The sequence below is a fragment of the Demequina sediminis genome, from assembly GCF_030296675.1.
GTDB lineage: Bacteria > Actinomycetota > Actinomycetes > Actinomycetales > Demequinaceae > Demequina > Demequina sediminis.
The window spans coordinates 505510-518141 of record NZ_AP027736.1 but is presented as its reverse complement, the minus strand read 5'-3'; the positions used below and the strand labels follow the sequence as shown (position 1 = coordinate 518141).

The following is a 12632-nucleotide window of genomic DNA, read 5'->3' as shown; positions in this document are numbered from 1 at the left end:
CTACAGGACGGAGAGGTAGGTGTCGAGCTCGTAGGGCGTCACCTGGGCGCGGTACGACTCCCACTCGGCGCGCTTGTTGCGCAGCACGAAGTCGAACACCCTCTCCCCCAGCGTCGACGCGACCAGCTCCGACCGCTCCATCTCCACGATCGCCTCGGCGAGCGAGGTGGGCAGCGGCTCGTAGCCCATCGCGCGGCGCTCGGCGTTCGACAGCTCCCACACGTCGTCCTCGGCACCCTCGGGCAGCTCGAGACCCTCCTCGATGCCCTTGAGCCCGGCGGCGAGCAGCACCGCGAAGGCCAGGTACGGGTTCGCGGCGGAGTCCATCGCGCGGTACTCGACGCGCGTCGACTGGCTCTTGCCCGGCTTGTGCACGGGCACCCTGACCAGGGCCGAGCGGTTATTCGACCCCCAGCACACGTACGAGGGCGCCTCGGCGCCGCCCCACAGCCGCTTGTACGAGTTGACGTACTGGTTGGTGATCGCGGTGATCTCCGGGGCGTGGCGCAGCAGTCCGGCCATGAACTGGCGCGCCACCTGGGAGAGCCCCAGCTCCGCGCCGGACTCGTGGAACGCGTTGCGGTCGCCCTCGAAGAGGCTCAGGTGCGTGTGCATGCCCGATCCCGGCGCCTCGAACAGCGGCTTGGGCATGAAGGAGGCGAAGACGCCCTGCTCGAGCGCGACCTCCTTGATGACCGTGCGGAACGTCATGATGTTGTCCGCGGTGGTGAGCGCGTCCGCGTAGCGCAGGTCGATCTCGTTCTGACCCGGGCCGGCCTCGTGGTGGCTGAACTCGACCGAGATACCCATGTTTTCGAGCATCGTGATGGCCTCGCGGCGGAAGTTGTGGGCGGTGCCGCGCGGCACGTTGTCAAAGTAGCCCGCGCGGTCGACGGGCACCGGCTGCTCGCCCCGCTCGAACTGCTTAAAGAGGTAGAACTCGATCTCGGGGTGCGTGTAGAAGCTGAAGCCCTGCGAGGACGCCTTGTCGAGCGTGCGCTTGAGCACCTGGCGAGGGTCGGACATCGCGGGCTCGCCGTCGGGGGTGAAGATGTCGCAGAACATGCGTGCGGCGCCCTGACGCTCGCCGCGCCACGGCAGGATCTGGAACGTCGCCGGATCGGGCTTGGCGATCATGTCTGCCTCGTACACGCGCGTCAGGCCCTCGACGGCGGAGCCGTCGAACCCGATTCCCTCGGCGAACGCGTTCTCGAGCTCGGCGGGCGCGATCGCCACCGACTTGAGGATCCCGAGAACATCGGTGAACCAGAGGCGAATGAAGCGAATGTCGCGCTCCTCGACGCTGCGAAGCACAAATTCCTGCTGCTTGTCCATGGCGCCTATCCTGCCTCATCAACGTGACGAACGTGTGTCCTGGTCCCGCGCGCCGCGCGCCCTAGGCTTGGCGCATGGTCAACGCTCGCATCGCTCTCGCCCAGGTCAACCCCTGCGTGGGCGACATCGCAGGTAACACCGCTCTTGTGCTCGACACGTGTCGCGCGGCACACGCCCAGGGCGCGAGCGTGATCGCGTTCCCCGAAATGGTCGTCACGGGCTACCCGATCGAGGACCTCGCGCTGCGCGAGAGCTTCCAGCGCGCAGCCGCGGCCGCGGTCGAGCAGATCGCGGCCACGCTCGCGGCCGAGGGTCACGGCGATCTCATGGTGATCCTCGGCACGCTCGGGGTGTCCCGCTCCGGGCTGCCCTTCAACCAGGCCGTGGTGCTCTCCGGCGGCGCTGTGACGGCGCGCTACAACAAGCACCACCTTCCCAACTACGGCGTCTTCGACGAGCGCCGGATCTTCGCCGCCGGTGAGGACGCGTGCATCGTCTCCGCGGGCGACTCCCGCATCGGGATAGTGATCTGCGAGGACATCTGGCAGGACGGCGGGCCGGTCGCCCAGCTCACCGGGTCCGGGATCGACCTGCTGCTCGTGCTCAACGGGTCGCCGTTCGAGGAGGGCAAGGGTCGCGTCCGCACGGAGCTCGCGCGCCGCCGTGCCGCCGAGGTCGGCGCGCCGCTCGCGTACGTCAACCTGTGGGGTGGCCAGGACGACCTCGTCTTCGACGGCCACACGTTCGTCGTGGGCGCCGACGGGACATGGCTCGCCAACGCCCCCGGCTTCGAGGACGCGCTGCTGATGTGGGACCTGCCCGCCGCGGGCGCGCCGGCCTCGCGCGGCGACGTGGTCGACTTCGCGTCGGACGACGAGCAGGTGTACCGCGCGTGCGTGACCGGACTGCGCGACTACGTGCGAAAGAACGGCTTCCGGTCGATCGTGCTGGGCGTGTCCGGCGGGATCGACTCCGCACTGACGGCCGCAATCGCGGCCGACGCGATCGGCGGGGAGAACGTGGTGGGCGTGTCCATGCCGTCCTCCTTCTCCTCCCAGCACTCACGGGACGATGCCGCGGACCTGTGCGCGCGCATCGGCGCGGACTACCGCGTGCAGCCCATCGCACCGCTGGTCGAGGCCTTCCAGGCGCAGCTCCCGCTCGACGGCGTCGCGGAGGAAAACCTGCAGGCGCGACTGCGCGGCGTGATCCTCATGGGCGTGTCCAATGCCGAGGGCCACCTGGTGATCGCCCCGGGCAACAAGTCCGAGCTCGCGACCGGCTACGCGACCATCTACGACGCGGGGAGCATCGGCGGCTTCGCGCCGCTCAAGGACGTCGACAAGACGCGCGTGTGGGACCTGGCGCGGTGGCGCAACGCCCTCGCAGCATCGCGTGGCGAGACCCCGCCGATCCCCGAGAACTCGATCACCAAGCCGCCCTCGGCCGAGCTCCGTCCGGGCCAGACGGACCAGGACTCGCTGCCCCCGTACGAGCTCCTCGACGAGGTCCTCGACGCGTATGTCGAGCACGCCGAGGGCCGCGCGGAGTTGCTGGCGCGCGGCTTCGACCCCGCCGTCGTGGACCGCGTGCTCGCGCTCGTGGACCGGGCCGAGTGGAAGCGACGCCAGTACCCGCTGGGCCCCAAGGTCACCGCGCTCGCGTTTGGGCGCGACCGCCGCCTACCCGTCACTAACCGCTGGCGCGAACCGTCCCAGTAGTCCGCGCGTGAGAAGGTGGAGCCATGAGCCGCAAGAAGGTCAGGATCCACCACTTCAAGGAGATGAAGCAGCGAGGCGAGAAGATCGCCATGCTGACCGCGTACGACTTCCCCACCGCACGGGCCTTCGACGCCGGCGGCGCCGACATGCTGCTCGTGGGCGACTCGCTGGGCGACAACATGCTGGGCCTCGAGTCCACGGTGCCGCTCACTCTCGACGAGATGATCCCGTTCGCGCGGGCCGTCGTTCGCGGTGCCGAGCACGCCTTCGTGGTCGCCGATCTCCCCTTCGGGTCGTACGAGATCTCGCCCGAGCAGGCCGTCGAGTCGTCGATTCGCATGATGAAGCTGTCGGGCGCGCAGGCGATCAAGTTCGAGGGCGGGCGCCGCATCGCTCGCCAGGTCAAGGCCGTGACCGATGCCGGCATCCCGTTCTGCGGCCACCTGGGCTTCACTCCGCAGAGCGAGAACGCGCTGGGCGGACGCCGCATCCAGGGTCGCGGCGAGCACGGGGTCGAGGAGCTGGTCGCCGATGCGCTCGCGTTGCAGGAGGCCGGAGCCTTCGCGGTGGTGCTCGAGATGGTGATCGCGCCAGCAGCTAGGGCCGTAACCGAGGCGCTCGAGATCCCCACGATCGGGATCGGGGCCGGGCCGGACACGGACGGCCAGGTGCTCGTGTGGCTCGACATGGCCGGCGTGGGCGACTGGCACCCGAGCTTCTCGAAGCAGTTTGGGGCCGTGGGCAAGGCGATGACCGATGCCGCGGCCGGCTACGTGGGCGAGGTCAAGTCCGTGACCTTCCCTGGTCCGGAGCACACGTTCGAGAGCTGAGGCTCTGCCCTTTCGTTCCCCTGCCGCAAGTCACACATCTGAGGCCGGGTGCGCGGCGATTCGTGCTCAGACACGGACCCACGTGGCGCCAGATGTGTGACTTACGAAAGCGCGCGGGGGGCGGCGTGGTCGCGGGGCCGAGGCGCGGCCGTGGCTACGAGTCGTCTCCCCAGTCGTCATCGTCGTCCCACGTGTCGTTGCGGGCCTTGGCGATCTCAAGCGCACCCGCGGCCTCCTCGGCGGTCGGGTACGGACCCATCAGGTGCTCCCAGGAGCTGACCCGGCCCTTCTCGACCATTCGCGTGCGCGTGTTGAAGTAGTACTCGACCGGCTGATCATCGTCGTTGGACATGGGCATCGCCTCCGTGAATAGACTGCCAGGCATGAGCCCCGTCCGCGAAAGCATCTCCAAGGGCACCGTGTCCCCCTCCGCGAGGTCCCCGCCGGGATCGCCCGGCCCGAGTACGTGGGCAAGAAGCGCGCGACGCTGTGGAACGGCGGTGACGTTCACGACGCCGAGACCATCGACCGCATCAGGGTGAGCGCGAAGATCGCCGCGCAGGCCCTCGCGGAGGTCGGCCGCCACGTCGTGCCCGGCGTCACCACCGACGAGCTCGACAGGATCGGCCACGAGTTCGTGCTCGACCACGGCGCATACCCCTCGACCCTGGGCTATCCGGGAGCCGCGGGCCGCCCGGCGTTCCCCAAGGCACTGTGCACCTCGGTCAACGAGGTCATCTGCCACGGCATCCCCGACTCGACCGTGATCGAGGAGGGCGACATCGTCAAGGTCGACATCACCGCCTTCAAGGGCGGCGTGCACGGCGACAACTGCGGCTCGTTCATCGCGGGCGAGGGTTCCGCCGACGCCACCAGGCTGGTCGAGGTCACCCACGAGGCGATGATGCGCGGCATCAAGGCCGCCCAGCCGGGCCGCGCGGTCAACGTGATCGGGCGCGTGATCGAGAAGTACGCGACGCGACACGGCTTCGAGTCCGTGCGCAACTACACGGGCCACGGGGTGGGACCCGCCTTCCATACCGGCCTCGTGATCCCCCACTACGACGCGGCTCCGCATCACGCCGACATCATCGAGCCCGGCATGGTCTTCACCGTCGAGCCGATGCTGTGCATGGGTTCCGAGGAGAACCACGAGTGGGACGACGGCTGGACGGTCGTCACCAGCGACGGCTCGTGGGTCGCGCAGTTCGAGCACACGATCGTCATCACGGAGACCGGACCGGAGGTTCTCACGCTGCCATGAGCAAGCACATCGCCATCGGAGTCGATATCGGAGGAACGGGCATCAAGGCCGCGCCCGTCGACCTCAGGACGGGTGAGTTCCTCGAGGAGCGCTACCGCATCCCCACGCCCCAGCCCTCGACGCCCGACGCGATCGCGCGCACGGTCGCCAAGGTCATCACCAAGTTCAACCCGCCCACCAAGGTCCCGATCGGCGTGGCCTTTCCCGGGGTGGTGCAGCACGGGATCGTCAAGACGGCCGCGAACGTCGACGACAGCTGGATCGGCACGGACCTTCGCGCGATCATCAGGGACTATGCGGGCCACGACGTCCACGTGCTCAACGATGCGGACGCCGCGGGCTACGGCGAGTTCAAGTACGGCGCGGCACACGGCCGGTCGGGCTCGATCCTCATGACGACCCTCGGCACCGGAATCGGCACCGCGATGATCGTCGACGGCACCCTGGTACCCAACCTCGAGCTCGGCCACATCATGATCGACGGTCACGATGCCGAGGACCGTGCGGCGGAGTCGGCACGCGACCGCCACGGCTACGACTGGGAGCAGTGGATCGAGCAGCTGCAGAAGTACTACTCCGAGATGGAGCGGCTCCTCTGGCCGGACCTCATCATCGTGGGCGGCGGCGTCTCCAAGTCGCACCACATGTTCCTGCCCAAGCTGCGCCTGCGCGCGCCCATCATCCCTGCCGAGCTGCTCAACGGCGCCGGAATCGTCGGCGCCGCCGCCGCGGCAGCGGTGTCGACGCGGCGGGAGAAGGACGAGTCCAAGGCCGCCGAGAAGTCCGCCAAGGACGCGGCCAAGAAGGCTGCGAAGGCCGCGGCCAAGGCCGCCCAGGCGACGCCCCCGCCGCCGGCGCCTGAGACGACCCGACCCGACCCAGGCATCGTCCCCATGTCCTTCTCTGCCACCCCAGTCCTCGAGCATGCGCTCGCGCGTCTCGAGCCGCTGTCCCAGTCCCACCGCGACGACCTTGCCGATGCCGTGACGCCCGGCGAGCTGTGGCGCACCTGGTACACGCGCATTCCCTCGCCCGATGAGATGGTCGCGGAGATCGAGGCGCGGCTCGCGGCGCAGGCCCGCGGCGAGGTCGCGCCGTGGGCCGTGGTCGACGCCGCGACCGGACGCGCGGTGGGCATGACCACCTACCTGCATCTCGATGAACACCACCGCCGGCTCGAGATCGGCAGCACGTGGCTCGGCCGCGACGCGCACGGCACGGGCATCAACCCCGCGATGAAGCTCCTTCTCCTCGAGCGGGCGTTCGACGTGCTCGGGTGCATCGCGGTCGAGCTCCGCACGCACTGGCACAACCACCAGTCCCGCGCCGCGATCGCGCGGCTGGGCGCCCACCAGGACGGCGTGCTGCGCCAGCATCAGGTGTGGCACGACGGCACGCTGCGCGACACCGTGGTTTTTTCGATCCTCGACCGCGAGTGGCCCGCCGTGCGCTCCGGGCTCGAGGCACGCCTCGCGACCCGAATGGCGGGTCTCGAGGTTCGCTGACGCCGGAGCCGCGGAATACCGCAGGCTCCCCTCCCCTTGTCTCCTACGAGACGCAAGGGAGGACAAGCATGAGCAAGCCGTACCTCAAGTTGGCGATCGCGCTCACCGCGAGCTTCATCGTGATGTTCGCGTTCAGCCTGATTCAGTCCGACCAGTGGAGCCACGCCTACCCGAACCTCAGCAACCTCTACATCAGCCTCATCGGCGTGAGCGCGATGGGGGTCATCATGCTCGTCGTGATGTGGGGGATGTACCCGTCCCGACGCCTCAACATCGGGCTGCTGGTGGGGTTCACCGGCCTCTTCGTCACGGGGATCCTCTTCGCACGCACCGAGGCATTCGTGGGCAACGATGCGTTCCTCTACTCGATGATTCCCCACCACTCGCGCGCGATTCTGGTGTGCGAGGAGGCGAGCATCACCGACCCCGAGATCGAGCGTCTGTGCGACCAGATCATCGAGGCCCAACGCGACGAGATCGCCCAGATGCAGCGCATGCTCGACGAGTAGGAGGGCACCGCGAGCGGCGCGCATCGCGGCAGGACTCGTGGGCGTGCGCGCGACCGTGGTCTCGCGCGACCTGGGCAACTCCCCCGCCGGCTTCCTCACCGCGACCGACCTCGCGGGCGTGGCCGCGGAGCTGGGCGCCGAGTTCGGCTTCGAGGTCGAGTCCTTCGACCGCGAGCAGCTCACCCGGATGGGCTACGGCGGGCTGCTGGGCGTCAACGCCGGCAGCGCCGAGGAGCCGCGCATGATCGTGCTGCGTTACACGCCCAAGGGCGAGTCGACCGGCCACCTGGGGCTCGTCGGCAAGGGCATCATGTACGACTCGGGAGGCATCAGCCTCAAGCCGTCCGACCCGATGCACCTGCTCATGAAGATCGACATGGGCGGCGCCGCGGCGGTGTTGGGCGCGTTCACGGCGCTGAGGGACCAGGGCGCGACCGCGACGGTCACCGGCTGGCTCATGTGCACCGACAACATGCCGTCGGGCACCGCGACCAAGCTGGGCGACGTGCTCATCGCGCACAACGGCACGACGGTCGAGGTGAAGAACACCGATGCCGAGGGCCGCTTGGTCATGATGGACGCCCTCGCGCTCGCGGTCGAGGAGGGCGTGGACGGGATCGTGGACATCGCGAACCTGGGCGGACCCCACGCGGGCGCCACCACGGCGGCGCTGTTCCTGGCGGAGTTCGTGGGTGACACCCCGTGGGCGCACGTCGACATCGCCGGCACGATGCAGGCCGAGGCCGACGGCTCGTGGCGCTCGGTCGGGGCGACCGGCTTCGGCGCGCGGCTCCTCGCGGGCGTCGCGAGGGTCTTCACCGCGTCGTAGCGGCGCTCCTCACGCGCCGCTACTCGCAGACGGTGCCGTCGGAATCTCCGTCGCGGTAGTACCCGTATTCGACGTCCTCGCCGCGCACGTACGGCCCGTATCCGGCGGCCTTCGCGGCCGTGCACGTCCCCATGTCGGGGTCGGGCTCGGAGACGGGGTCCGCCGAGGCGTCGGTGTCGGAGGACGGCTCCGCGGGCGCCGATGGTGCCCGACCGACGTTGTCCGCGAGGACCGGCTGGTCGCCCGGTGCGGGCAGCGGCTCTCCCGGGCACGTCCCGAGCACGCGCAGCATCGCGTCGAGCTCGGCCTGCGTGACCCAGACGCCGTACTTGGCCTTCACCGCCACCTGCCTCGCGACATACGTGCAGCGGAAGTCCCTGTTCGGGGGTAGCCACGTCGCGGCGTCGCCGTCGCCCTTGGCCCTGTTCTGTCCGGCGTCGACCGGCTCGAGGTTGAGCGGATCGTTGGCGAATGCGACGCGCTGGGCGAACTCCCAGGTCGCGGCGCCCTTCTGCCACGCGTCGGACAGCGCCACCAGGTGATCGATGTCGACCTCGCTGTCTCCCCCACGCACGAAGCGCAGGGTCGCGCCGGTGAAGGGGTCCTCGAGCGTGCCCTCGAGCACGCGGCACGGCCCCGACATGACGGTCTCGCTCAGGCGCAACCCGAGCATGTCGTTGCGGGTGTCGCACCCGTTGCGGTCCACGTCCACCCAGCCGTCCCCGAACTGCTCGCGCGAGTAGCCGGTCTTTGGGGCGCGCCCCTTCACGGTGAGCTCGAGCGCGGCGGCCTCCGCCGTCCCCGCCGACGGACCCGCGGTGGGCGTGGGCGCAGCGGGGGTCGGCGTGGCGGAGACGGGCACGGTGGGCGTGGCGGGCGACGCCGACGGGGAGGCCACCGCCCGGGTCGGGCCCGGCTGCGCCCCCACCGCCAGAGTCGCGGGCTGCGCACACGCGGACAGCGCCATCGCCCCCGCGATCACGAGCGCGGCCACGGCGGGCACGCCACGGCGCGCGCGAACCAGGGGTGTCCTCAGCATCAGGAGAACGTATCGAGCCGCGCGTCCAAGCGGGACGCGCCACACCGTCAGCCCGGCGAGTCGGCTCCGTCCGCGGCGAGCCTGCGCAGCGTCGCACGCAGCGAGTCGACGGTCGCGTCGCCGAGCTCGTCCCGCCACGCGTGCTCGGCGGACCGCATCATCTCGGTTGCCTTGGCGCACAGTGCGGCGCCGTCGGCCGTGAGCGTCACCAGGGTTGCCCGCCGGTCCGTGGGATCCGGCTCAAGGGCCACCATCCCCGCGCGCTCGAGATCCCTCACGAGCGCGGCGACGGACTGGCAAGTGTGGCCGATGCGCGCGGCGAGGTCCGCGACGCGGCTGCCGTGGGCATCGAGGGAGGCGATCACGGGGACGTGAGCGACGCGCACCCCCGAGGTGCCGTCGGGGTCCAGCGCGGCCAGCGCCCGCGCGTTGACCGCGCTCGAGGCCGCCATGAGCAGGCGCGCGATGTCCTGGTCGATCGCCGCGGCGAACGCCGCCAGCTCCGCCTCGTACGTCATGCGCCCTCCCGCCTCGTCCACGGCCCTTCACCACGGGGAATACGCAGGCGCCCTGCCCTGTTATGCAGGCTGCCTGCTCATCTCACGAACAGAGAACCGATGTCCACCCTATCCGCGCCCCTCACCGCCGGGGCCACGCTGCCGACCCTCACCCTGGTGAGCCCGACGGGCGAGCCCACGAGCCTCGACGCCTTCGCGGCATCGTCCCCACGGTCCTCTATCTCATGCGCACCGCGACGTGCCCGGTGTGCCACCAGCACCTTCGCCACCTCACCCGGATGGCGGCGGCGGGCGAGATCGGTGTCCCGCTCGTGATAGTGCCGGGAGACGCCTCCGAGGCCGCCTCCGTCGAGCGGCGTCATCCCGCGCTTGCCGGTCGGATCGTCGCGTCGGAGACCGCCCATGCTGCCCTCGGGCTGTTCGTGCGCATGGGCCTGCAGCAGTCAGGCACCTACGTGGTGGACGGCGGCAGGGTGCTCTACGCCCGGTACGCGACGGTACCGCTGGGCAGCTTCGACTCCGCCGAGACGGTCGCCGCGGTGCGCGGCGAGCGCTCCTAGGGGTAGCGCCGGGTCAGCACGTCGACGGGGTCGTCCGCCTGGGCAGCATCGCCAGGCGGCGCCCCCGTGTGCACCAGCTCGGGATCGACGATCGACAGCGTGAACACGCCAGGGCCCGAGCAGTACAGGACGACCAGCAAGAACCAGCCGCCCTCGACGAGCAGCCGCGACTCGGTGAGCGCCTGGAGCGCGAGAGCCGCGGTGAGCACGGCCCAGCCCAGCGGGATGTAGGTGTCGCCAAAGCCGGCGCGCTCGACGAGTCGCCACGCGCTTCCGAAGGACAGCACCACCATCACCAGGAGCAGCACGGCCCCGATGACGCCCAACTGGAACCATGCGTCGAGGAACGCGTTGTGCGCATGCGTCGCCATGACGCCCACGCGGTCGACGATCCCGCGGTAGGGCTCTTCCCAGATGGGCCAGTACCCCACGTAGCCCCAGCCCTCGGGGCGCTGCCACGCGTGAGCCACGACCTCGTCCCAGATGCGCGTGCGGTTCGAGGCGTCGGGGCTGCGGTCGAACATCGCGAAGATCTCGGCGCGGTACTTGAGCGTGAGCACCGCGACCAGCGCGGTGCACGCCAGCACCGCGAAGGACAGCCGCCGCTTGAGTGACGGCCGCGCGCGGCGGATCAGCAGCGCAGCGATCCCCAGTCCCGCGAGGTAGATCCCGGCGACCGTGACCGTCGCGGACTCCGTGAGCAGGTGCACGAGCAGCGCGAGCGCGAGCGTGACGTACCCGTCGACGGGGCGCACGCGGCGCTCCAGCAGCAGGATCACCGCCACGATCGCAGCGAACAGCGCGATCGCCGCGAAGGGGTTGCGGTTGCCCACGAACCCCTGGATGGGTCCGCCCTCGAACAGCAGCCCCTGGGACCACTTGATGGGCTGACCCGCGGCATCGACCTTGGCGACGCTCGACAGGTCCGTCGCGAGCGGTGCGAGCGGGCCGCGGATCACGATCGCCACGAACAGCTCGAAGAGCACTCCGACCACGAGGCTCGCCTGGAGCCCGCGGTACAAGGCGGCCATAAACTGGCCGCGGCTGGTGCCGCGCGCGACCAGCACCGCGATCACGGTGGTGATCGCGAGCACCCCGGCCGCGAGCGCCGTGACCACACGCGTCTGGGACCACAGCACGGACAGCGCGGCAAGCGAGGTGAACATCGCAACCAGCGGCGGCACGTTGACCCGGCGTACGAACCCGCGATACGACACGAGCACGACCCCGACGGTCGCGATGACCAGCAGGGTGTAGAGCGGAATGCCCAGCAGATAGCGCAGCCCCTGGCCGGAGAAGAGCAGGAACACGGTCCAGGCCGCGACCCAGGCGCGCGGGCGCGGATGCTTGCTGCGCTCCCACAGCTCGGCGAGACGGGTCGACACCATCGGTCCGCTCACTCTCCTTCCCCGGGCGACGTGCCCGGCGACGGCCGGCAAGGCGGGCGTGACGCACGGCCTCAGGGGCTCCCCACTCAGCGAGACCGGCGCTCCATCGTACGGGCGCACCCCCGCATACCCGCGCGACCGCACCCCGGTCGTGACCCAGTCGTGACCTCAAGGGGCCCCGCTGCCAGGGGTCTCGTGGGCCACCCGGAGCGGGTGATACTGGCACCATGGCCGCCACCTCCCGACCGATCGCGCGGGCGCGCGAGCGACTGGGCAGCGCGCTGTTCGCTCGCGTCGGCGGCCAGGACGGCCCCGCCATCCGCTCGCGCGTCCACGACACCCCCGGCCCGCGGTGGTTTCCTCCCGGCGCCGCGATCCGTCGCGTGCACGGCGACGCGTCGATGTACGTGGGCGGCCTGCGCGCGCTACTCCTGCAATCCCTCCACCCCCTCGCGATGGCAGGGGTCGCGGGCCACTCGGGCTATCGCGGGGACCCGTGGGGACGGCTCGCGCGCACCGCGACCTTCCTCGCCTTCACCACGTTCGGCACCCAGGACGATGCGGCGGAGACGGTCGCACGGATCCGCGCGATCCACGCGCGGGTGCGGGGAAGGCGCCCGACGGGCGCCCCTACCGCGCGGACGATCCGCACCTCCTCACGTGGGTGCACGTCGCCGAGGCCGATTCGTTCCTCGCCGCGCACCAGCGCTACGGCGCGCGCCCGCTGTCCCCCGCCGGTGCGGACGAGTACGTCGCGCAGTCCGCCCGGGTCGCGCGCGAGCTGGGCGCGACGGACGTCCCCGTGACCGTCGCGGAACTCCACGCTGCGATCGTGCGCTACCGCCCCGAGCTCGCGGCGACGCCCGCGGCGCTCGACGCCGCGCGCTTCCTGTTGCACGAGCCGCCGCTGGGCCGCGGAGCGCGGCTCGGCTATGCGCCGCTCGCCTCCGGCGCCGTCGCCCTCCTCCCCCGCTGGGCGCGCACGGAGCTCGGCCTCGACGGCCGCGTCACCCGCGCCGTCGGTCCGCTCGCCGGCGGCCTCGCGACCCGCGCGATTCGGTGGGGAACGCAGGACATGCGACCCACGAGCCACGTCGACTGACGCCGCGCATCGTCCCCTGCCTCGGGCATCGT

Annotated in this window: 12 protein-coding genes and 1 pseudogene; 8 read left to right on the top strand and 5 right to left on the bottom strand. The window is 70.7% G+C overall.

Annotated elements, in window-relative coordinates; genetic code table 11:
- A complete protein-coding gene (locus tag QUE44_RS02710; protein WP_286215735.1) occupies positions 1 to 1335 on the bottom strand; it encodes a glutamine synthetase family protein in 1335 nt (444 codons plus the stop codon).
- Positions 1336 to 1409: 74 nt separating this feature from the next.
- Between QUE44_RS02710 and QUE44_RS02705 the strand changes: the two genes are divergently transcribed.
- Positions 1410 to 3056: an NAD+ synthase gene (locus QUE44_RS02705; RefSeq protein ID WP_286215734.1), complete on the top strand. Its 1647-nt coding sequence runs from the start codon at positions 1410 to 1412 to the stop codon at positions 3054 to 3056.
- Between the two features lie 23 nt (positions 3057 to 3079).
- Positions 3080 to 3886 (top strand): 3-methyl-2-oxobutanoate hydroxymethyltransferase, encoded by an 807-nt coding sequence (gene panB / locus QUE44_RS02700; RefSeq protein WP_286215733.1) that lies wholly within the window; start codon positions 3080 to 3082, stop codon positions 3884 to 3886.
- A gap of 154 nt (positions 3887 to 4040) precedes the next feature.
- Here the strand turns inward: panB and QUE44_RS02695 are convergent, their stop codons facing one another.
- Entirely contained in the window at positions 4041 to 4238 is a 198-nt protein-coding gene (locus tag QUE44_RS02695) for a hypothetical protein (RefSeq protein ID WP_286215732.1), read from the bottom strand.
- Between the two features lie 114 nt (positions 4239 to 4352).
- On the opposite strand from QUE44_RS02695, the gene map reads away from it, so the two are divergent.
- The 4 genes from map (at position 4353) to QUE44_RS02670 (ending at position 7993) form a co-directional block, all read left to right on the top strand.
- Positions 4353 to 5150 carry a type I methionyl aminopeptidase gene (gene map, locus QUE44_RS02690; protein ID WP_286215731.1) on the top strand — a complete coding sequence of 266 codons (798 nt, stop codon included), beginning with the start codon at positions 4353 to 4355 and terminating at the stop codon, positions 5148 to 5150.
- Positions 5147 to 6655 (top strand): polyphosphate--glucose phosphotransferase, encoded by a 1509-nt coding sequence (ppgK, locus tag QUE44_RS13915; protein ID WP_350226878.1) that lies wholly within the window; start codon positions 5147 to 5149, stop codon positions 6653 to 6655. Before map ends, ppgK begins: the two co-directional genes overlap by 4 nt.
- Before the next feature lie 68 nt (positions 6656 to 6723).
- Complete coding sequence (locus QUE44_RS02675; protein WP_286215730.1) at positions 6724 to 7164, top strand: DUF305 domain-containing protein; 441 nt, start codon at positions 6724 to 6726, stop codon at positions 7162 to 7164.
- A 43-nt stretch (positions 7165 to 7207) separates the two neighbouring features.
- Positions 7208 to 7993 (top strand): leucyl aminopeptidase family protein, encoded by a 786-nt coding sequence (locus tag QUE44_RS02670; protein ID WP_286215729.1) that lies wholly within the window; start codon positions 7208 to 7210, stop codon positions 7991 to 7993.
- Positions 7994 to 8012: 19 nt separating this feature from the next.
- On the opposite strand, the gene QUE44_RS02665 is transcribed toward QUE44_RS02670, so the two are convergent.
- Both QUE44_RS02665 and QUE44_RS02660 read right to left on the bottom strand, forming a co-directional pair.
- Entirely contained in the window at positions 8013 to 9032 is a 1020-nt protein-coding gene (locus QUE44_RS02665; RefSeq protein WP_286215728.1) for a GmrSD restriction endonuclease domain-containing protein, read from the bottom strand.
- Positions 9033 to 9079: 47 nt separating this feature from the next.
- Positions 9080 to 9571, bottom strand: a complete 492-nt coding sequence (locus tag QUE44_RS02660) for a MarR family winged helix-turn-helix transcriptional regulator (RefSeq protein WP_286215727.1) — start codon at positions 9569 to 9571, stop codon at positions 9080 to 9082.
- A gap of 203 nt (positions 9572 to 9774) precedes the next feature.
- Here QUE44_RS02660 and QUE44_RS02655 point away from each other — a divergent pair, with 203 nt between their 5' ends.
- Positions 9775 to 10110 (top strand): thioredoxin domain-containing protein, encoded by a 336-nt coding sequence (locus QUE44_RS02655; protein WP_286215726.1) that lies wholly within the window; start codon positions 9775 to 9777, stop codon positions 10108 to 10110.
- On the opposite strand, the gene QUE44_RS02650 is transcribed toward QUE44_RS02655, so the two are convergent.
- On the bottom strand, positions 10107 to 11510 hold the full coding sequence (locus tag QUE44_RS02650) for an O-antigen ligase family protein (RefSeq protein ID WP_286215725.1): 1404 nt from the start codon (positions 11508 to 11510) through the stop codon (positions 10107 to 10109). The two genes, QUE44_RS02655 and QUE44_RS02650, sit on opposite strands and share 4 nt — an antisense overlap.
- Positions 11511 to 11725: 215 nt before the next feature.
- Between QUE44_RS02650 and QUE44_RS02645 the strand changes: the two are divergent.
- Positions 11726 to 12600: pseudogene (locus QUE44_RS02645) on the top strand (oxygenase MpaB family protein).
- Positions 12601 to 12632: the final 32 nt, after the last annotated feature.